This is a genomic window from Devosia sp. FJ2-5-3, assembly GCF_029201545.1.
Lineage (GTDB): Bacteria > Pseudomonadota > Alphaproteobacteria > Rhizobiales > Devosiaceae > Devosia.
Genome location: NZ_CP104007.1, coordinates 451,024 through 471,358, shown reverse-complemented (window position 1 = coordinate 471,358; position 20,335 = coordinate 451,024). Strand labels below are relative to the sequence as shown.

General features: G+C 61.2%; 16 protein-coding genes. 1 reads left to right on the top strand and 15 read right to left on the bottom strand.

Translation table 11 applies throughout. The annotated features are described in order from the left end of the window. Positions 1-3: 3 nt before the first annotated feature. The 11 genes from N0P34_RS02325 to N0P34_RS02275 form a co-directional block, all read right to left on the bottom strand. Complete coding sequence (locus N0P34_RS02325) at positions 4-786, bottom strand: ABC transporter ATP-binding protein (RefSeq protein WP_275605418.1); 783 nt, start codon at positions 784-786, stop codon at positions 4-6. Between the two features lie 102 nt (positions 787-888). Then, positions 889-1,251, bottom strand: a complete 363-nt coding sequence (locus N0P34_RS02320) for a methylglyoxal synthase (protein ID WP_275605417.1) — start codon at positions 1,249-1,251, stop codon at positions 889-891. A gap of 26 nt (positions 1,252-1,277) precedes the next feature. Beyond that, a complete protein-coding gene (locus tag N0P34_RS02315) occupies positions 1,278-2,879 on the bottom strand; it encodes a globin-coupled sensor protein (protein ID WP_275605416.1) in 1,602 nt (533 codons plus the stop codon). Between the two features lie 139 nt (positions 2,880-3,018). Then, positions 3,019-4,734, bottom strand: coding sequence for a methyl-accepting chemotaxis protein (locus N0P34_RS02310; RefSeq protein ID WP_275605415.1), 1,716 nt, complete (start codon positions 4,732-4,734; stop codon positions 3,019-3,021). A gap of 314 nt (positions 4,735-5,048) precedes the next feature. After that, on the bottom strand, positions 5,049-7,451 hold the full coding sequence (locus tag N0P34_RS02305; RefSeq protein WP_275605414.1) for a methyl-accepting chemotaxis protein: 2,403 nt from the start codon (positions 7,449-7,451) through the stop codon (positions 5,049-5,051). A 254-nt stretch (positions 7,452-7,705) separates the two neighbouring features. Next, on the bottom strand, positions 7,706-9,724 hold the full coding sequence (locus N0P34_RS02300) for a methyl-accepting chemotaxis protein (RefSeq protein ID WP_275605413.1): 2,019 nt from the start codon (positions 9,722-9,724) through the stop codon (positions 7,706-7,708). 400 nt (positions 9,725-10,124) lie between these two features. After that, positions 10,125-12,635, bottom strand: coding sequence for a methyl-accepting chemotaxis protein (locus N0P34_RS02295; RefSeq protein ID WP_275605412.1), 2,511 nt, complete (start codon positions 12,633-12,635; stop codon positions 10,125-10,127). Between the two features lie 219 nt (positions 12,636-12,854). Beyond that, positions 12,855-13,244: a response regulator gene (locus N0P34_RS02290; protein ID WP_275605411.1), complete on the bottom strand. Its 390-nt coding sequence runs from the start codon at positions 13,242-13,244 to the stop codon at positions 12,855-12,857. Positions 13,245-13,358: 114 nt separating this feature from the next. Then, the gene (locus N0P34_RS02285) at positions 13,359-14,405 is read right to left on the bottom strand and encodes a chemotaxis response regulator protein-glutamate methylesterase (RefSeq protein WP_275605410.1); all 1,047 of its coding nucleotides are present in this window, start codon (positions 14,403-14,405) and stop codon (positions 13,359-13,361) included. Next, on the bottom strand, positions 14,402-15,244 hold the full coding sequence (locus N0P34_RS02280) for a protein-glutamate O-methyltransferase CheR (RefSeq protein WP_275605409.1): 843 nt from the start codon (positions 15,242-15,244) through the stop codon (positions 14,402-14,404). Before N0P34_RS02280 ends, N0P34_RS02285 begins: the two co-directional genes overlap by 4 nt. Before the next feature lie 181 nt (positions 15,245-15,425). Beyond that, positions 15,426-16,016, bottom strand: coding sequence for a chemotaxis protein CheD (locus tag N0P34_RS02275; protein WP_275605408.1), 591 nt, complete (start codon positions 16,014-16,016; stop codon positions 15,426-15,428). 164 nt (positions 16,017-16,180) lie between these two features. On the opposite strand from N0P34_RS02275, the gene N0P34_RS02270 reads away from it, so the two are divergent. After that, positions 16,181-16,534: a hypothetical protein gene (locus tag N0P34_RS02270; RefSeq protein WP_275605407.1), complete on the top strand. Its 354-nt coding sequence runs from the start codon at positions 16,181-16,183 to the stop codon at positions 16,532-16,534. Positions 16,535-16,674: 140 nt separating this feature from the next. On the opposite strand, the gene N0P34_RS02265 is transcribed toward N0P34_RS02270, so the two are convergent. From N0P34_RS02265 to N0P34_RS02250, 4 genes are all read right to left on the bottom strand, one after another. After that, positions 16,675-17,163, bottom strand: coding sequence for a chemotaxis protein CheW (locus tag N0P34_RS02265; protein WP_275605406.1), 489 nt, complete (start codon positions 17,161-17,163; stop codon positions 16,675-16,677). Positions 17,164-17,269: 106 nt separating this feature from the next. Then, positions 17,270-19,570 (bottom strand): chemotaxis protein CheA, encoded by a 2,301-nt coding sequence (locus tag N0P34_RS02260; RefSeq protein ID WP_275605405.1) that lies wholly within the window; start codon positions 19,568-19,570, stop codon positions 17,270-17,272. A 30-nt stretch (positions 19,571-19,600) separates the two neighbouring features. Beyond that, complete coding sequence (locus tag N0P34_RS02255; RefSeq protein WP_275605404.1) at positions 19,601-19,966, bottom strand: response regulator; 366 nt, start codon at positions 19,964-19,966, stop codon at positions 19,601-19,603. Then, on the bottom strand, positions 19,963-20,253 hold the full coding sequence (locus tag N0P34_RS02250) for an STAS domain-containing protein (protein WP_275605403.1): 291 nt from the start codon (positions 20,251-20,253) through the stop codon (positions 19,963-19,965). Before N0P34_RS02250 ends, N0P34_RS02255 begins: the two co-directional genes overlap by 4 nt. Between the last annotated feature and the right edge of the window lie 82 nt (positions 20,254-20,335).

Below are 20,335 nucleotides of genomic sequence, written 5' to 3'. Positions count from 1 at the left end.
TGTTTATGCGACCTCGGCCGGCGAGCCGAAATAGGCTTCGACGATAGCGGGATTGGCGCGGATTTCGGCCATGGGCCCCTCGGCGATCTTTTCGCCCTGCGCCATGACGATGACCGGATCGCAGAGCCTGCCGATCAGGTCCATGTCGTGCTCGATGACGAAGAACGTATAGCCCAGTTCCTTGTTCATCCGCTCGATATTGCTGGCCAGATCATTGAGCAGGCTCTTGTTGACGCCGGCGGCGACCTCATCCAGCAACACGACCTTGGCATCGACCATCATGGTGCGACCGAGCTCGAGCAGCTTTTTCTGTCCGCCCGAAAGATTGCCGGCCAGCTCATTGCGCACGTGGCCAAGCTTGAGGAAATCGATGACGTCGAGCGCCTTCTTGCGCACTTCGGTTTCCCGGCTGCGCACGAGTCCCGGCCGGAACCAGGTATCGAGCAGGCGCTCCCCGGGCTGGTCGCCCGGCACCATCATCAGGTTTTCGAGCGCCGTCATCTGCGAAAATTCGTGCGCGATCTGGAAGGTCCGCAACATGCCGATGCGGAAAAGACTGTGTGGCGGCAGGCCCGTAACGTCCTGACCGTCAAAGATTACGTGTCCGCCGTCGGGCACAATATTGCCGGCCACCATATTGAACAGTGTCGACTTGCCGGCGCCATTGGGCCCAATCAATCCGGTGATCGAGCCCCGCCTGACGGACAGAGAGCAATTATTGACGGCCAAAAGCCCGCCAAAGCGTTTTGTGACGTTGCGAACGTCAATAACCAAGTCGGTCGACACCGGTCCGCCCCGAGTTTCCTGAAGATACCATGGCGCCCGGTTGGTCCGGACATTTTGGCGGCATCTGTTCACAAGCAGGCGAAGCGGTCAACCGGAGGTGCGTCAAATGGAAGCCAAAACCGCGTCCGCTGTGGATTTGTTATTGGCGAACGGCACGTCGTAGAGCGTGGCCAGCCGGGTCAGCGCCTTGATGTCGACGTCATGGGGCTGGGCAGAGAGCGGATCGATAAAGAAGATCAGCATATCCAACCGCCCCTCGCAGATCATGGCGCCCAATTGCTGGTCACCGCCGAGCGGGCCACTCTTGAGCAGTGTCACCTGCAGTCCCGTAGCCGCGGTGATGCGACTTCCGGTCGTGCCGGTGCCCCACAATTGGTGCTGGCCAAGCTTGAGCTTATGCCGCTCCGCCCACGCGCAGAGATCGTCCTTCTTCTCGTCATGAGCCACAAGGCCGATATGGGCCATTGCTGTTCTCCCTGGCCGGCGTGACCCTAGAATTCGTTCCAATCCGACGAGATGCCGCCATTGACCGTGCGCAGGCCGCGCGCTTCCGCCGGACGGGTCGCGGGACGCTGGCTCGTCCCGATCCTATCTTGCCCAGAAATCTGGAACACGTCGACGATCCTGTCGAGCTGGCCGACCTGTCCATCGGTCTGTTCGATGGCGGCGTTGGTCTCCTCGACCAGTGCAGCATTGTGCTGGGTCATCTCGTCCATCTGACGCACCGCAACTTTGACCTCCCCGAGCGACAGCGCCTGGTTTCGGCTTGCCTGTGCAATGCTGTCGATCAAAACGGCGCTTTCGCGCGCGCCACCCAGAATGTCCAGCAACACTTCCGATGCGCGCGACACCAATTGGGCGCCCTTGCGCACTTCGGACGCGCTCGCTTCGATCAGTTTCTTGACTTCCGAGGACGCATTCGCAGCGCTCTGGGCGAGGCGGCGAACTTCGACCGCCACCACGGCAAAACCCTTGCCGGCGTCGCCTGCGCGCGCCGCCTCGACCGAAGCATTGAGGGCCAGGAGGTTGGTCTGGAATGCGATATCGTCGATCAGGCCGATAATGTTCGAAATCTTGGCAGACGAGGTTTCGATAGCGGTCATCGCCTCGTTGGCCGCCTCCATCGCTTCCCCGCCACTTGTAGCGTTTCGCGCCACGTTCTGAGCCTTCTCGCTGGCCGTGGCAGCGCGGCCGGCATTGTCATCGACAGCGCTCGCCAATTGCTCGATTGATGCGGTGGTCTGCTCGATCGTCGCAGCCTGGCGCGTGGTGCGGTCCGCCAGATCGTTGACGCCGGAAAGAATTTCCGTGCTGGCGACCTTGATGGAGCGGGAGGTTTGTTGGAGCTGCGAAACAATGGTGGTCAGGCGCTCGGCCACCGCATTGGTATCGTGCTTGATCTGCTCGAATTCTGGGTCAAGATTCTCTTCGACGCGTGAACGCAAATCGCCGCGGGCCACGTCCTGGAGCACGGAACCGGTCGCCGAAACGGCCTGCTGGATCTTGGCCCGAGCGCCGGCACTGGCCGCTTCAGTCTCTTGGCTGACCTTGGCGAAATAGGCGGACACGCCAATGTCGACATCGAGCATGATGGTCTTGAGGACGCTGATCAGCGTCTCCGAGAACGCGGCCATCTTCGTCTCGATCTCGGCCGAACTGGGCGGCACCGAGCGGCCGAAGGCGCCCTTTTTGGGTGTGAGAATCTCGGCAACCCCGTCAGCCATCAGGCCGCGGACCAGCGTTTCCATGATCAGGCTGTAGCCGCCGATATGCCAGCGTGGCTCAAGCCCAATGCGCGCGTGCACGAGGCCGACCTTGGTGCTTGCGGCGAAGTAGTCGTCGTCGAGCCGGCCCTCGGCGATCGCCTGCCAGTGGCCGACCTGCTTGGACTGTGCCCTGCCGACCTGGCTTTCGCTGCTGAAAAAACCGGCAACCGCCGGCTCTTCCTTCAGTTTCGAATAGAACCTGTCCAGCGCCGGTTCGAGATGGGACTTGATGCTGGCGCTGGCCGCGGAGAGACGATGGCGAGCGACCTCATCCAGACCGACGAAATCGAGGCGGGTCTGAAGATCGTTTTGAGAAAGTGCAGTCATGGTCCGTTCCGGAAGGGCACAAAGTCTAAGTCAGCTGATCCCGTCCACGGGCGGCACTGCCCCCCGGACCAAACTTTCCCTATCTCTATTCGGCTGTGGTTAACACTGCGTCTATTCGGCAGGGCCAGCGCTCTCGCGCCTACCCAGCCACCCTGAGAACCGGCGTTCGATGGCCCCGGCGGCCCGCCGTCGCATCGGCCTGGCGAAAGACATCGACGATCTGGTCGAGCTTGGTCGCCTGAGCCTCTGTCTGTTCTATGGCTGCGTTGGTCTCTTCTACCAGCGCCGCATTGTGCTGGGTCATTTCGTCCATCTGCCGAACTGCGACAGCAACTTCATCAAGGGCGCTGGCCTGCTCGCGATTGGCGCGGGCGATTTCCTCGATTAGGGTCGAGCTCTCTCCGGCCCCATCCAGAATCTCGCCCAGCTTGTGCGCGGCTTGACCGACCAGCTGCGCTCCATTGCGCACCTCATCCGCGCTCGCCTCGATAAGCACCTTGACCTCCGCGGAGGCCTGGGCGGCCGATTGTGCGAGCCGCCGCACCTCCACGGCCACCACGGCGAAACCCTTGCCCGCATCCCCCGCCCTGGCCGCTTCCACCGATGCATTGAGGGCAAGCAGATTTGTCTGGAAGGCGATATCGTCGATCAGTCCGATGATGTTGGAAATCTTGGCCGACGAGGTCTCGATGGCGGACATGGCCTGCGTTGCAGATCCCATCACCGCCCCGCCGTCCGCCGCATTGCTGGCCAGTTGGCGCGCCTTGTCGTTTGCCGTCCCGGCGCGGCGGGCATTGTCCGCCACCGTGCTTGCCAATTGCTCGACCGCGGCGGACGTTTCCTCGATCGTGGCTGCCTGGCGCGTTGTGCGCTGGGAAAGATCATTGGCACCGGTGAGGATTTCAGCGGTGGCGATCTTGAGCGACCCGGAGGTTTCCCTCAGTCCGCTGACAATATCGTCCAGCCGCTCGAGCGACTGGTTGAAGGCCTGGCGCAATTGCTCGTATTGCCCGGTGAAGCCCGTGTCGATACGCCCACCCAGATCCCCCTCGGCCATGCGGTCGAGACTTTGCGTGAGCAATGACAGAATGCCCTCCGCCCGCTTGCGCTCGGTGATATCGGTGGCGAATTTGACCACCTTGATCACCCGCCCGTTGGCATCAAAAATGGGATTATAGGAGGCCTGGATCCAGATTTCCCGACCGCCCTTGCCGAAGCGCTGAAACTCCGCCGCCACATATTCCCCAGCGCGCAGCTTGTCCCAGAACATCCGGTAGTCGGCACTCGCCGCGTAGGCAGGGTCGCAGAACATGGCATGCGGCCTGCCGATGATTTCATCCAGCTGGTAGCCCACCGTTGCGAGAAAATTGTCATTGGCCGTTATGACGCTGGCATCAAGATTAAAGGCAATCACCGCCTGAACACGCGAAATGGCGGCGACCTGGGCCGCGTGGTCGGCAGCGGTCAATACCTGACTGGTGACATCAGTTGCGAACTTGATGACTTTGGACGGCCTGCCACGCGCATCGAGCACAGGATTGTAACTGGCCTGGATCCAGACCTCACGCCCGCCCTTGGCTATCCGGCGATAGACCTGCGAGTGAAAATGACCCTGGCGAAGCTCCTGCCAGAATTGCCGGTATTCGCTACTCTGGACATGGGCAGGATCACAGAACAGGGAATGGTGCTTGGCGACGATCTCGGTGAGGTCGTAGCCCATGGCCTCGAGGAAGTTATCGTTGGCCCAGAGGATGTTACCGTCGAGATCGAATTCGATGACGGCTTGACTGCGCATCATGGCCGCCAGCTTGGCCTTCAACTCGTGCTGAGATCCGCCGAACGCTCGTGCCCACATGATGTTGCCCCTCTCCGGCCATCCGCATAAGGCCGTGCACAGTCAGGCTGTACGTTCGTGGCTAACAAAGACTTAACGAACCAATAATAACGGATACTAACAAAGCATGCGGGAAATTGAACACTCAAACATCGGGATCGAACCAAGCATCCACGCCACTGTCGAGAAAAACGTAAAAATACAGATGCAACAATTGTGTCGAGTTTAACGAGTCTTGTCCGATCTTGAGGCGTCGCTTCAGGCGGCGGGCCCCCCTACTCCTCCCAAAGGGGCTGAGGCGCAGAAATGCCCTCAGCCCCCGAGATGATCTCTTCTTAGAACTCGTCCCAATCGGCGGCCACAGCAGCGTTGCCGTGGCTGAGATAAGCCTGGGCCGCGGAAGGACGCACCGCGGGCCGACGGGCTGCGAGCTGGGCCTTCACCATCGATGCAGCGCCATCCCTTCCATCGGTGCGGAACACGGCCACCACGCGATCGAGTTCGCTCGCCTGTGCCTCCGTCTGCTCGATGGCCGCATTGGTCTGTTCGACCAGCGCTGCATTGTGTTGGGTCATCTCATCCATCTGCCGGACGGCGACGGTGACTTCCTCGATGGCAGCCGCCTGCTCACGGCTGTCACGCGCCATGCTCTCCATCAGCAGCGAATTGGACTTCGCGGCCTCGACCATGGCAGCAAGCTTGCTGGCCGCTTCTTCCACGAGGCGGGTGCCGGCGCTGACTTCGCCGGCCGAAGCCTCGATCAGCACTTTTACGTCCGACGACGCCTGTGCGGCCGATTGGGCCAGGCGCCGCACTTCGACAGCCACCACCGCAAACCCCTTGCCGGCGTCGCCGGCGCGGGCCGCCTCGACCGAGGCGTTGAGCGCCAGCAGATTGGTCTGGAACGCGATGTCGTCAATCAGCCCGATAATGTTGGAGATCTTGGCCGAAGAGGTTGAGATCTGCTCCATGGCCAGTGTGGCGCGGGACATCACCTCGCCGCCCGCTTCTGCGGTGCGACTGACCAATTGGGCGTCGTTATTGGCATCGCGCGCCCTTTCGGCGTTCTGGATGACCGTCTGTGCCAACTGCTCCATGGCCGCCGAAGTTTCCTCGATGGTCGCCGCCTGCCGCGTCGTCCGCTCCGACAGGTCATTGGCACCGGAGAGGATTTCGCCCGTCGCCGTCTTGATCGAAGAGGATGTGCTCTTGAGCTGGTTGACCACCTCGCTCAGCGTATCGGCCACGCCGTTTGCGTCGTTCTTGAGCTTGGCGAAAGCCCCGCGATAGTCACCCGTCATCCGCACGGTCAGGTCGGTGCGCGCCAATGCGCCGAGGACGGTTCCGGTTTCCGCAATGCCACGGTCGACGGTCTCCACCAGCGAGTTGATCCCCCCTGCCAGACTGTTGAGCTCGGGATCGGGGAACTGGGCATGCACGCGCTTGGAGAAATCGCCGTCAATCGCCGCGTCCACCACTTCGCCGAAAGCGGCCTGCAGATCGGTCATCATCGCCCGACGCTGTTGCTCGTCGCGAACGATTCGAGCAGCCTCGGCCTCGGTCATCTGGCTGATTTTGAGGCCGTTTTCGCGAAACACCTCAACGGCCCGGGCCATGTCGCCGATCTCATCCTTGCCGGACTGATTAGGCACATCGATGTCGTATTTGCCCTGCGCCAGCTCGCGCATGACCGCCGTCATCCGCACAATGGGCTTTGCCAAAAGGCCTGCCCCAAGCCAGACGAGCACCAGTGCCATTGCAAGCAGGACGCCAGAGGCCGCCATGGCCAGCGAACGCATGCGATCGATCCCCGCATATATGGTCGCCGATGGCACCTCCATGATCATTGACCACTGCTCGGCGACCCCGGGGAACTGGACGCGGGTGGTGATGACAAACTGCTCGACGCCCTCTGGATCGACATAGGTCATGCCCTTCATCAGCAGCCTTTCGTCCAGCAGTCCCGATGCAAATTCGGCAGGCATGGCCTGGCCCATTTGGGCGGGATCCCAATGGGCAACCCATTGATTGTCGTGGCTGACCAGCATGACCCGGCCGTCGCCGAACGGTTTCATGGCACTGATCATTCCCCCGATCGTCTCGAGGCTGATGTCCGAGGTGAGGATACCCGCAGGCTGGTTGTTCCTGTGCACGACGACGCTCACCGTGGTGAGCAGGACAGTCTTGCCATCGATCGGGTAGGCATAGGGTGGCGTCAGCACATCCCGGTTTTCCCGCATGGGCAGGTCATACCAGCTCTCCGTGCCGTTTTCGGGCGACATGTCGAGCAATTGCGTGTCTACGCCATTGGCGCCATTGGTAAAATAGGGAACGAAACGCCCAGATGCGTCGGAATAGGCGTGCCCGAGGTAAAGGTCGTCGAGACCGTCGAGGGCATTGGGGTCAAAGGCAAGCGTCATGCCGGTGAGCGAAGGGCGGTTCCCGAGGACGGAGATGACCATCTGGCCCAGCTCGTCTCGATCCACCTCGCCTTGGGCAATAGAGCCCTCAAGCGCCGATGCTACGCCCTGCGTGAGGTTGATGATCGAACCGAGTTCCCCGGCCGTCATCTGCGCGTAGGACGTCATCAACGCCCGCGCCCGCTCCTCGGCCTCCTCGCTGGCGGTGTCGTACATCAATGATGTGCCGCCCAGAACCACCGCGGCAAGGCTTGCCGCGAACAGGATGCCAGCTCCCGCCACCAGCTTCGTCCGAATGGATAGATCAGAAAATTTCATAATTATTCACTGCCCCCTGGGCCCAGATTTGTATGACCCACGCTCCGCCGAACAAAAGGAGGCGGATGACCGCTTGCCTGGATGCCTCCCGCAGACTTGTCGCCAAGTTGCATCCCATCCCTTTTCCTGCGGAAGCAAGCTGATCACGCCCGACCTTAAGCTCCGGTAAAGCACGCAGACCCCCGGACTGGGAAAATGCGCAAGGGGGCGCATGCGCCCCCTTGACAGATCCTCATTCGGACAGAAACAGCCTGCTAGAACTCGTCCCAATCCGCGGCAATGGCGGCATTGCCTTGCGATTTGAAGACCGGCGCTGGGCTGCGGCGCGCGGCCTGGCGGGTCAGCTCGGCCATTGCAGACCGCTCACGCCCGTCCGAGATCCGGAACACATCGACAATCCGGTCAAGCTCACTCGCCTGGGCTTCCGTCTGCTCGATTGCGGCATTGGTCTCTTCCACCAGGGCCGCATTGTGTTGGGTCATTTCGTCCATCTGCCGGACGGCCACGGTGACTTCGTCGATGGCACCGGACTGGTCACGGCTATCGCGGGCTATGGCCTCGAGAGACAGCGTGTTTTCCCGGATCGCGACCAGTACGCTGGCCAGCTTGCTGGCAGCTCCGTCGACAAGCTTTGACCCCGAAGAAACTTCGCCCGCGCTCTGCTCGATCAGTGCCTTGACGTCGGCTGAAGCGGTGGCTGCGCTTTGCGCGAGGCGCCGCACTTCCACGGCCACCACTGCAAAGCCCTTGCCCGCTTCCCCCGCCCGCGCCGCTTCGACCGAGGCGTTGAGGGCGAGCAGATTGGTCTGGAAGGCGATATCGTCAATCATGCCGATGATATTGGAAATCTTGGCAGAAGACTGTGTGATCCGCTCCATGGCCCGCGTCGCTTCTTGCATGGCGACCCCGCCCTCTTCGGCAGTCCGCGTCACCTGGGCGGCATTTGCGCTGGCATCGCGGGCCCGCTCTGCGTTCTGCATCACCGTGCGCGCCAATTGCTCCATTGCCGCCGAGGTTTCTTCGATGGTTGCAGCCTGCTTAGTCGTGCGTTCGGACAGATCGTTGGCGCCTGACAGAATTTCGCCTGTCGCCGCCTTGAGCGAACCGGACGTGTGCCGCAACTGGCCGACGACACCTGTCAGCTTGTCGGCCACGGCATTGATATCGTCCTTGAGTCGGGCAAACGCACCCTCGTAATCGCCTTCCATGCGATGGGTCAGGTCGGTATCGGCGAGAGCGCCGAGCACCTCGCCGATCTCGCTGACGCCGCGATTGAACGTGGCGACGAGCTTGTTGACGCTGCCGGCCAGACTGTTGAGTTCTGCATCCGGGAAGCGTGCCGGAACCTGACGCGAGAAATCGCCTGCAATGGCTGCGTCCACCACGTCGCCAAAGGCACTCTGCAATTCCGCCATCATCTGCTGGCGGGCATCCTGCTCGGCAATGATCCGCGCCGCTTCAGCCTCAGTCATCTGGCTGACGCGCTGGCCATTCTGTCGGAAGATTTCCACGGCGCGCGCCATGCCGCCCATTTCGTTGCCCAACTGCGTATAGGGGACTTCGGTGTCGTACCGGCCCTCGGCGATTGCCTCCATCGCATTCGCGAGGCGCGGCAAGGGTCGGGTGATAAGGCGGGACGCCACAAAGCCTATAGCGCCAAGCACGACGGTGACTGCAAGGCCAACGATCGCGATCAGGCTGAGGGCGCTGTTGGCGGCCGCTTCAACGCTCTTGAGCGTCTGGCCGACAAAAATGGCGCCCATGGCCTCGCCGCTCATCTTGACGATCGGCTGCAGCGCGGTGAAGTAGGACTGGCCTGCCAGCGTAATCGGGCCGATATAGGTTTGGCCGCTGGACAGGGCCTGGAAGGCTGCGGCGCTGTCAGGGCCAATGCGCAGATCCTCGAGACGCGTACCGTCCTCGCGCATCACGCTGGTGGTCTTGGATACGAACTCACCGCTCGCCGGGTCCATGACGAGAATGGCGGCGCCCTGCCGGGTGACGCGGGAGACGGAATCGATGATTTCGGTATCGTAGAAGGGCGGGATGGCCCAACTCTGGAATTTGGCGATCGAGCCATCCTCGTTCCATTCCAGCACGGAGCCAGAGATGCGACGCTCGAGAATGGTTGCGGTAACACCCAAATTCGTCTCCTGCTGCGCAACGCTGCTCTCCAGCGACTGCGCACGCAGGTTGAGATAGATCGACGCCGAGACCGCGCCGATTGAGGCGATAATCGCACCCATGACCAGAACCAGAATGGTCGTGGTCATGCGAATATTGCCCAAGGCCTTTCCCAATCTTCCCATTAGATTCCCCCTCTCATGCTTTTCCTCAGACCTTTTGGCCTGGCGCATGGAACGCGAATCCTAATGAAAAGCGGTTAACCGAACGTTTTTTTGCGATCGTTGCTCCGCATATTTACTGACTATCTCAGTAATACTTCAAGACTAGATCTTTGAAGTTGTCATATCTTCAGACAATTCCGCATGTGCCTGGAGTCGCACACTTCACATTTATCTACCGTGACGGCCGAGCACGGCCTCTGGATCCTTTTCGCGACGCACATGTCCAATCGGAATGCGCCCCTTGCCAATATTCCCCGCTGTCACACTCTGCGGCCAGGGGACAATATCGGTCTTCTCGGCCGCGGCCATCGTTAGCGGGCCAGTTTCAAAACTCCGACCAATCATCCTTTGGTACTGCGTTTCCCTGGCCGAAATAGCCCTGGGTCCCATTCTTGAGCTTTTTCTGCAGGCCGCGGGCACCCGAGGCGATGGCCGCGAGGGGGGCTCGTCCGAGCGCTCCATTGGATCGCTCCTCGATGGTGAAGACATCCACGATCCGGTCGAGCTTGTTGGCCTGGGCCTCCGTCTGCTCGATCGCCGCATTCATTTCTTCGACAAGCGCCGCGTTGTGCTGGGTCATCTCGTCCATCTGGCGGACTGCACTGTTGACTTCGTCGATGGCGGCGGCCTGCTCTCGGCTTTCGCGTGCGATTTCGCCCATCTGTGCATTAGAGGCGCGCGCGGCCTGAAGCATGGCTTCAAGCTTTCCGGCCGCCTCCGCGACGAGCCGCGATCCACCCCTGACTTCAGCAGCGCTCTGTTCGATAAGCTGCTTGACGTCGGCAGATGCGCTCGCAGCGGACTGCGCCAGGCGTCGGACTTCCACGGCAACCACGGCAAAGCCCTTGCCCGCCTCTCCTGCCCGCGCAGCCTCGACCGAGGCATTGAGCGCAAGCAAATTGGTCTGGAAGGCAATGTCGTCGATCATCCCGATGATGTTGGAAATCTTGGCCGAACTTTGCGTGATCCGCTCCATGGCGGTGTTGGCGTCGGCCATGACCTGACCACCCTCTTCTGCCGACCGGGTCACCTGTTCGGCGGTGCCGCTGGCATTCTGGGCGCGCTTGGCGTTTTGCATGACCGTCACCGCAAGCTGCTCCATTGCCGCCGAGGTTTCCTCGATGGTGGCGGCCTGCTTGGTGGTGCGTTCGGACAGATCATTGGCGCCGGAAAGGATTTCTCCGGTAGCGGTCTTCAGCGTGCCCGAGGTCTGCTGGAGATCGCTGATCACTTCGCTCAGCTTGTCAGCCACGGCATTGGTATCATCCCGCAGACGCGCGAAGGCACCCTGATAGTCGCCCTCTACGCGAAGGGTCAGGTCTGTATGGGCCAGGGCCGAAAGGACCGCGCCGGTTTCCCCCACACCACGATCGACCGTCTCTACCAACTCGTTCACCGAGCGCGCCAACCGGTTCAGCTCCTCATCGGGGAAGCTCATATCCACGCGGCGCTGGAAATCCCCGGCAATTGCAGCATCGACCACCACGCCGAAAGCGCGCTGCAATTGCTGCATCATCACGGCGCGTTCTTCCTGGTTTGCGACAATGCGGGCGGCCTCGGCCTCCGTCATCTCGGTCACCTTGAGCCCGTTTTCGCGGAAGACTTCCACGGTCCGGGCCATGGCGCCGATCTCGTCGCTGCGGCCAGTACCGTCCACCGCAATATCGTGGTCCCCATCGGCAAGGGCCTGCATGGTTTCTGTCAGGCGCGAAATTGGGCGACTGACCGTGCGGGCGAAGAAGTAGCCGACAAGGGCGGCGATTGCCATCAGCGCTGCAGCCATGGCCAAGATCATGTTGCGCATGTCGGTGACGGGTGCGTTCGCCTCCGCCTCCGGCTGCGCGGCAACGATCGCCCATTCCACATTGCCGACATTGACCTTGAGAGCCCGCACCAGCATCGTTTCGTTGCGGAAATCCTGGCTGACCCCTTCGCTGGCGAGGCCCGCCAACGCAGCGCCAACCGCCTCTGATGTCAGATTGGTCCGGAGCACGTCCGCGGCCTCGGTGCGCGGCGTTTCGGTGCGCAGCAGGCCATCTGCTCCCACCACCACCACCTCGCCGTTCCGACCCAGGCCGGAGAGCGCTGATATGCGTTCGCTGACAGCGTCAGGCGATATGGCGAGAACCATGACGCCCAGCCGGCTGTCCTTCTCGAAGACCGGCATGGCCATGAAGCTGAGGGCCTGACCGCCCGGCGCATAATCGGTGAAATCGACAAATGCCGCCGCGTTCGGAGCGAGATCCATGCCCAGGGCAAAAGCCTGTCCGAGGCCGGAGCTGGCCATGTTCGACCCTGATCCGACATTGGCGGCAAAATCACTATTCTTGACGACGGAATAGACGACGTCGCCGGCCAGGTTGAGCAGCAGCACGTCGCTATAGCGACGCTCGTTCATCAGGGTCCGGAAGCCCGGATGATAACGTTTGTGCGGCGCATCATAGGTGCCCGCCTGGCCGTTGGTGCTGTCCAGTTGCTCTCGCGCGGCTGGATTGGGATTGTCCGTCACATAGGCCTTCTGCAGAATCGCGCTGGCCCCGTCACCCATGCCCATGCGCAACTCGCTGAGGCCGCGATACAGGTTTTTCATCGCGGTGACGGTGTCCGCCCGTTCGACGAACAAGCGCAAATCGACTTCGACGTCGCCATAATAGTCGGTGATCATTGTCGCGCCGGAATGGAGCGCTGCCTGCATCGACTGCTCGCGCTGCTCGAGCACGGTGGCCTGTCCAATGAGGTAACTGGCGACACCCACGCCTGCGCTGACGATCAGCGCAGTCCCCATCAGCGCAAGAGGGAGTTTTTGGGCAATCTTGAGCCGCGGCAACAAAGGCATATTCATCCCCCCAAACAAAAACCGCACGCTTTACGGCGCATGCCGAAATGCGTCAGGTTAGCCCTCCCGGCAAAACACCAACGCAGCAGACGGATTATTTGACCGAAAAGGTATAGACTTAAGTTTAACTACTTATTACCCGTTGCTGCCCTGAAACACCGGCAAATAAAAAGGCGCCCTGGAAGGGCGCCTTGGACAATTCGTAGAAGAGAGTGGGCCCTAGGTCAGGGCACCGATCACAGCCTCGATGCGCTTTTTCATTGTCGAAACGTCGAACGGCTTGATGATGTAATTGTTCACGCCGGCAGAAATGGCTTCCTTGACCTGCTCGGCGTCGGAACGGCCCGTGGCCATGATAAACGGCATGGCCTGGGTGCGCGGATGCTTGCGGATCACCTTGAGCAGCGTCAGTCCGTCGATATCGTCCATGTTCCAGTCGGAAATAATCAGATCGACATTGGCCTGCTCGAGCTTGCCCAGCGCATCGCGCCCGCTCTTGGCTTCGATGATATCCTTGAAGCCCAGCTGGTTGAGAATGTACTTGCAGATGCCGCGCATCGACTGCTGGTCATCGACGATCAAAACGCTGACAGCGCTTGCTTTTGGCATAGACTTCTTACCCTTTACGCGCCCGGAACCTTGGCTCCGTTACTCTGGCTGCCATCCTAGGCAGCAAGCGTTACAATTCCCTCAACCCAGACTTGCGGATTTTCGAGGTTGGATTTACGCGGCGGACCGCATTTTGACGAGGGCATTGGCCAGCTTGGCGGCGATCTGCTCGAGCGGCGCCTGCTCGACGACGGCCCCTTCCTCGAAAGCGACGCGCGGCATGCCGTAGACGAGTGCGGAAGCCTGGCTCTGGCCTACTGTATAGGCGCCGGCATCGCGCATCATCTTCAACCCGCGCGCCCCGTCTCGGCCCATGCCGGTGAGGATGGCACCGACCGCCATGGGGCCGACGGCACGTGCAACGGATTCGAACAGCACATCCACGCTCGGGCGATGCCCGCTCGCCAGTTCGTCCTGGCTGAGACGACATTTGAGCTGCCCGGATGATCGCTCGACCCGCAGATGATAATCACCGCGAGCCACATAGGCATGGCCGGGTCGAAGCACGAGGCGGTCCTCTGCCTCGACAACTTTGAGCGTGCACAATTCATCCAGACGCGACGCGAAGCGCGCGGTGAAACCGGGCGGCATGTGCTGGGCAATCACGACGGGCGGGCAGTCCGACGGCATACCGGTCAGCACGGCGCGAATGGCCTCCACGCCGCCGGTCGATGCGCCGATGGCGATGAGGGCACCCTCGGGCGCTGCGGCGGTTCGAACCGCAACCTTGGGCGCCTCGGTGCGGACGGCCGCGCCCCGCACATCGGTGCGGGATGCAGAGCGGATCTTCTCGCGAAGATTGGCGCCGAAGGCGTCGAGGCCACCGGCAAATTCGGCGCTGGGCTTGGCCACGAAATCGACAGCGCCCAGTTCCAGCGCGAGCAGCGTCTCGCTGGCGCCTTTTGTCGTGAGGGTAGAGACCATCACCACCGGCGTCGGGCGCAGGCGCATGAGCTTTTCGAGAAAGGCCAGCCCGTTCATATTGGGCATTTCGATATCAAGCGTCACCACGTCGGGGTTCAATTGCTTGATCTTTTCGCGTGCGTCGATGGGGTCGGTGGCCGTTCCAACCACGTCGATATCCCCATCGCGCGTCAGCATGCGGGCCAGAACCTCGCGGATAAGCGCCGAATCGTCGACGACAAGGACCTTGATACTCATGCTGCTTCTCGCTTGGCCCCTGTACGGGACTGATAAATGGTTTTGCCGACAAGGCGGAAGCCGTCACCGCCCGAGCCCAGATTTTCCGAATGGCCGATATAGAGGAAGCCTTCCGGCGCCAGGAGCTTGCCGAAGCGGCCGAACACCATACCCTGGGTCGGCTTGTCGAAATAGATGGCCACGTTGCGGCAGAAAATGGCATCGAACGGCCCCTTCATGGGCCAGTCCGTGATCAGGTTCAGCTGCTTGAACGCCACCAGTTCACGGACGGCGGCCGGCACACTTACCGTGCCATCGCCCAGATGCTCGAAAGGTCGGGCGCGCGCGGCGCTCAGCCCGGTCAATTCGCTTTCCGGATAAATGCCACGTGCCGCCTTGCCCAGGACGGCCGTATCGATATCGGTGCCGAGGATCTTGAAATCCCAGCGCTTGAGTTCGGGATAGGCGGCCAGCAGATCCATCCCGATCGTATAAGGCTCGGGCCCGGTCGAGCACCCTGCTGACCAGATGCGCAAACGGGTGCCGCGCGGCTTTGTGCTGATCAGCGTTCCGACATAGTCGCGCAGATGATCGAAGTGATGATCCTCGCGGTAAAACCGCGTGAGGTTGGTGGTCAGGGCGTTGACGAAGTCCTGCTCCTCGATGGAGCTGGCGCCCTTTTCGAGATAGTCGACATAGGCGTCAAAGCCAGGCAGGCCTAGCGCCCGCACGATCTTGGAGAGCCGGGAAACGACGAGAGTGCGCTTGGCGTCACTGAGCGCGATGCCGGCCACCCGGTAGACGCGTTCCTTGATCCGTGAAAACTCGCGCTCGCTGAGGGAATATTCTCCCTGTTCCATATCTTGTTCCCTGACGACCACGGCCTTTGGCCTTATCTGGTCCCTGCACCACTATTCGGTTGGCCGGACGGCCTTTAGAGACCGGCCGATCTTGGTATTTGCATTCCTTAGATTGCGTAAATTCCGCGCCCGTATCCGGCGCGATATTTCGCCTCGCCGGCTTTTCCGGCGCCGCGGACGCCTAAAACAACTCGATATCGTTCGCCACGGATGGCAGCACGACGCGGCGCTTGGCCAGCGCCAGTTCCTGCGTCGCCACGCTCACGCCCACATCGCTGTCGAGGCGCTTGACGAAAGCGCGTCCGGAATGCGGCTTGAACAGAACCCGTCGCGCGTAGTTTCCCCCCAGATCCTCGCTGGTCGCCAGATAGCCTTCATCGGCCAGGAATTGCCGGACGAACTCGATGTTCTTGGCGCCCACATCATCGAGCGCCGAGTTGATCTTGCCGCCGCCGAAAATCTTGATTTCCAGATTGGCCTTGTTGCCCGAGCCCTGCGACAGCACCTTGTTGATCAACTGCTCCATGGCAAAAGCGCCATAGCGTGCCGAGGCGCCATATCGATCCTTTGCCGCGCCCGATTGCTCGGCGAGCAGAAAATGGTTCATGCCGCCAACCTTGGCGACCTTGTCCCGGACGCAGGCCGAGATGCAGGATCCCAGCACGGTCGAGAAGGTGATGTCGGCAGCCCCAGACACGTGGCAATCGCCCTGGTGGACGGTGGTCACGACGCCGCGGTCGAACTCGGGGGGCAGCGAGCTATTCAGGGCCATTTATCGTAATATACCTTTGACGGGCCTTAGGAACGCAACCCTATCGGCTGAATGTTAGCCAAACGCTAACCACGACCTACAACGGGGACCTTACCCAGATCGCTGGCAACACCCGGTTTAGGAATAAGGCGATAGTGTGTAGCGAGTTGTATGGGGTCACGTGCATGTCTTTGCAGAAATTGGCGAGAGAACTAGACGAAACTGCCCGTCAGTCTGCTGCCATGCTCGAAGGCATAACCGACGCGCTCGAACTGCTTTCCGACAGCGCCACGGCCACGGACGCCTCGACGCGCCAGGCCATCATGATGATTATCACTGCGTTGCAGGGGCAGGACCGCATCGAGCAGCGTTGCCGCAACATGGCCCTGGCCGCACGGCAATTCTCGCTGCTGCCACCGACCGCTCCCGAAAGCGTCTATGACGAGATCTGGGCGGGTTTGACCCTCGATGAACTGCGCGTGCCGGCCCTGTCGGGCGTTGCCAAACGCCAGGCGCATGGCGAGATCGAGCTTTTCTAGCCCAACACAACCAGATCACCAGACACAAAAAATGGCGCCCCTGGGCGCCATTTTTGTTGTCCCTTCGCCTTTCGACCCTGGCGCCAAATGAAAAGGACGCCTTTCGGCGCCCCCTCATTTCGCAATGTAGGAATTTTGGATCAGGCGTCGAGCTTTGCGCCGCTGACAACCGCGTGCAGATCGATCAATCCGACCATCCGGCTATCATGGGTGACGATGCCGTTGAGCAATTCGGTATCGATCGCGTTGCCCTCGGGAACATTGTGGATGTCGTCCCGCGACACGGTGAGGATATCCGACACCGCATCGACAAGGATGCCGACCCATTTGTCGCCGACACTCATGACCACCACGACGTGGTTCTTGGTGGGCGAGGTCTGACCGTCGCCGAAGCGCGCACGCAGGTCGAATATCGGCACGATCGTGCCGCGCAAATTGATGACGCCGCGAACGAATTCGCGCGTATTGGGAAGGGGCGTCGCGCCGTTCCACGCACGGATTTCCCGCACGGTGGTGATTTCGACTCCGTAGGTCTGCTCGCCGATGGAGAAAGCGATGAGCTGGAGCGTATTGGCGCCGACAAGCGCCGTCTTGTCCCCCATGTCGTCCCGGATCGCAAGGGCTTCCATTTGGTGCCTTTCTGCCGCCCCGTGGGCCGGCCTTACTCTAAACGCGGCTGGCGGCCGCTTTACTGGTTCTTGCGGGCGGCTGGCCAGAACCGCCCGTTATGGCCCCCTAGGCCGCGTTCTTGTGGAATTGCGTGACCTTGAGGCCCTGCACGTCCACGATCAGGGCAACATTGCCATCCCCGAGGATGGTGCCGCCCGCAATACCGTCCACCCGCTCGAAATTCTCTTCAAGACTCTTGATGACCACCTGCTGCTGGCCGATGATGTCGTCGACCACCAGGGCCACCTTTTGGCTGCCCTCGGTCTCGCACAACACCACGAAGCGATCGTCGGGCGCCTTGGTCGAAGTCATCTCGAAGCGCTGCGCCACATCGATGACCTGGACATACTCGCCACGCACCTGCAGCACCTGGCCACCGGATGGCACGCGCTCGAATATGGCGCCCGAGCATTGCATGGTTTCCACGATCGAAGAGAGCGGCACCACATAGGGGTTCTCGCCCACTTTGACGAGCATCACGTCGAGCACGGCCAGGGTGAGCGGCAGGCGCAGGGTCATGCGGGAGCCCTTGCCCGTCCAGGATCGGACATGCACCGAGCCGCCGATTTTCTTGATGTTGGACAGGACGACGTCCATGCCAACGCCGCGGCCGGAAATATCACTGACTGCATCAGCCGTAGAAAAGCCCGGAGCGAAGATCAACTGGTCGATCTGCTCGTCCGTCGGGGTGATATCGGGAGCGACAAGGCCCTTGTCCCGTGCCAGTTGCAGCACGCGCTCGCGGTTGATGCCGGCACCGTCGTCTTCGACGATGATGAGGATGTTTCCGCCCGCCTGCTCGGCCGAGAGACGAATAGTCCCCGTGTCCGACTTGCCGGCAACACGACGTTTATCCGGGCTCTCGATACCGTGGTCGGCCGAGTTGCGGATCATGTGGGTCAGTGGATCGGACAATTGCTCGATCACCGTCTTGTCGATTTCGGTGTTCTCGCCAATGGTCTCGAGCTTGATTTTCTTACCCGTCTTCGTCGCGAGTTCGCGGACGAGGCGCGGCATGCGCGAAAATACCGACTTTACCGGCTGGGCGCGAATGGCCATGACCGAGTCCTGCAGTCCGCGCGTCGTCTGCGCCAGCACTTCGAGGCCCCGCACCAATTCGGTGTACCGGGCGCGCAGCGTCTCATCCATCTGCTGGGTGAGCATGGACTGGGTAATCACGAGCTCGCTGACCATGTTGACGACACGATCGACCTTGTCGAGATCGACGCGGATCGACTGGACGCCCACCGAACGCCGATCGCCTTCTTCGCTCTCGCCGGCGGCCTTGGGCGCAGCGGCGGGAGCCGCCTTCGGCGCTTGGGGTGCAAGCGGAATGCGGGGGGGCGTTGCCGCGCTGATTTCTTCGGCAAGGTCGGCAAAGCTCAGGCTCGGCTCCTCGACGACGGGAGCGACTGGAGACACTGCCGGACGCGCGGCCACCTGGGCCACCTCGTCATCGGTCAGCGCCAGCAGATCGGCAGGCGCCGATACCGGCTCAGCTGCGTTGCTTTCGGGAATGGGCGCGTGATTGAGCGCTGGCAGAGAAAATGCGTCACCCAGCGGCACGATGGTGATCTCGCAATCACCCTCCACAAATTCAAAGACCTCACGGATCGCTGCCTCGGAGAGGTCAGGCGCCGAAAGCGTGATTTCCCAGGAGCAATAAACGCCGAATGGCTCGAAGTCCCCCAGCGCCGGCACATCCGTCAGCACTGCGCGGACATTCATTTCGCCGAGCACGCCAAGTTCGCGCAACAGCAGCAGCGGATCATTGGCCCGTGCATAGAGCTGGCGGAAGGGGGTGAAACGCACTTCCCAACTGCCCGGAGCAACCTCGAGCGGCAAGGCGTCGAACGTGTCCTCTTCGACGCTTTCCTCCGGCTCGTCGAACTTGAGCTCGACGCGTACCGGCGTAAAATCGATATCAAATTCCTCGATGACCTCTCCGTTGAGATCATCGTCTTCGCTGCCGGCGCCACTGCCGCCGCGCGCGATCAGGTCAAAGCGCGATTTTTCTTCGTGACCATAGTCCGCAGGCAATTCCTCGCCGGTCTTTGCGGCGTTGACATGGTCCGCGACAATGTCATTGGCCTTGATGCAAAGCGTGACGACATCGTCTGTCAGCTCGACCCGGCCATCGCGCACATAGTCGAGCAGCGTTTCATAGGCATGGGCAAACCCCACCAATGCCGAGAACCCGAAAGCACCCGCGCCGCCCTTGACCGAGTGAATGGCACGGAAGACCGCATTGAGGCGGTCGGCATCGCGCTCTCCGGCCTCGATGGCAGCAAACTGCTCCTCGAGTTCGGTCAGCAGCTCCGAACACTCGTCGAAATATGTGGCCTTGAAATCGTCCAGGTCGCTCATTTTTGGCTGACCAGCCCCGTAGTTTGATTGTTAGTGGACGACGCGGTGAATGACGCTGATCAGCTTGTCCGGATCGAAGGGTTTGACGATCCAGCCCGTGCCGCCTGCGGCCTTGCCCTGGTCGCGCTTGTCCTGACTGGTTTCAGTGGTCAGGATCAGGATCGGCAGGCTTTGATATTGTCCGCTGGCGCGCACATTCTTGATAAATTCGATACCGTCCATGACGGGCATGTTGATGTCGGTGATTACCACGTCGACATCCTGGCTCATGAGGACGTCGAGCCCCTGCTTGCCGTCTTCGGCCTGCAGCACCTCGAAGCCGGCATTGCTCAGCGTGTGATGCAGCATGGCCAGGATGGTCCGCGAGTCATCGACGGTCAGTACGCGCAATGTCATTTTCTTATCATCCCTGAAAACTGGCCTGCCAGGCCTAGGCGCTCAATGGCGGCCATCATCGAAGCGCTGGGGGCTTCGATGGCAAATTCGAAGTGGTTTCTCCGCGCCGTTTCCGCCGCGCTGACCAGCATGAGCAGCGCATTGGTCGAAACGCGCTCCACGGCGCCGGCTGCGACGGTGACCGGCCCCTCCTCAATGGCGTCGATCAATTTGTCGCGGATGGCATCAAGCGCGTCTAGATCGATCACCTCTGGCAAGGTAATCGAGTGTCTGTCTTGATTGGCCATGATCTGGCGTGCCCCCGGAGTTTTTCTCCAGCGCCATAATCAGCCGCAACGGTTTAAGAAGTGCTAACCCTGAACCGGCGGC

Bases quoted from the DNA above. Each gene is read 5' to 3' on its own strand.
- N0P34_RS02320 (WP_275605417.1), bottom strand. From the start codon at position 1,251: ATGGCCCATATCGGCCTTGTGGCTCATGACGAGAAGAAGGACGATCTC.
- N0P34_RS02315 (WP_275605416.1), bottom strand. From the start codon at position 2,879: ATGACTGCACTTTCTCAAAACGATCTTCAGACCCGCCTCGATTTCGTC.
- N0P34_RS02310 (WP_275605415.1), bottom strand. From the start codon at position 4,734: ATGTGGGCACGAGCGTTCGGCGGATCTCAGCACGAGTTGAAGGCCAAG.
- N0P34_RS02305 (WP_275605414.1), bottom strand. From the start codon at position 7,451: ATGAAATTTTCTGATCTATCCATTCGGACGAAGCTGGTGGCGGGAGCT.
- N0P34_RS02300 (WP_275605413.1), bottom strand. From the start codon at position 9,724: ATGACCACGACCATTCTGGTTCTGGTCATGGGTGCGATTATCGCCTCA.
- N0P34_RS02295 (WP_275605412.1), bottom strand. From the start codon at position 12,635: ATGCCTTTGTTGCCGCGGCTCAAGATTGCCCAAAAACTCCCTCTTGCG.
- N0P34_RS02290 (WP_275605411.1), bottom strand. From the start codon at position 13,244: ATGCCAAAAGCAAGCGCTGTCAGCGTTTTGATCGTCGATGACCAGCAG.
- N0P34_RS02285 (WP_275605410.1), bottom strand. From the start codon at position 14,405: ATGAGTATCAAGGTCCTTGTCGTCGACGATTCGGCGCTTATCCGCGAG.
- N0P34_RS02280 (WP_275605409.1), bottom strand. From the start codon at position 15,244: ATGGAACAGGGAGAATATTCCCTCAGCGAGCGCGAGTTTTCACGGATC.
- N0P34_RS02275 (WP_275605408.1), bottom strand. From the start codon at position 16,016: ATGGCCCTGAATAGCTCGCTGCCCCCCGAGTTCGACCGCGGCGTCGTG.
- N0P34_RS02270 (WP_275605407.1), top strand. From the start codon at position 16,181: ATGTCTTTGCAGAAATTGGCGAGAGAACTAGACGAAACTGCCCGTCAG.
- N0P34_RS02265 (WP_275605406.1), bottom strand. From the start codon at position 17,163: ATGGAAGCCCTTGCGATCCGGGACGACATGGGGGACAAGACGGCGCTT.
- N0P34_RS02260 (WP_275605405.1), bottom strand. From the start codon at position 19,570: ATGAGCGACCTGGACGATTTCAAGGCCACATATTTCGACGAGTGTTCG.
- N0P34_RS02255 (WP_275605404.1), bottom strand. From the start codon at position 19,966: ATGACATTGCGCGTACTGACCGTCGATGACTCGCGGACCATCCTGGCC.
- N0P34_RS02250 (WP_275605403.1), bottom strand. From the start codon at position 20,253: ATGGCCAATCAAGACAGACACTCGATTACCTTGCCAGAGGTGATCGAT.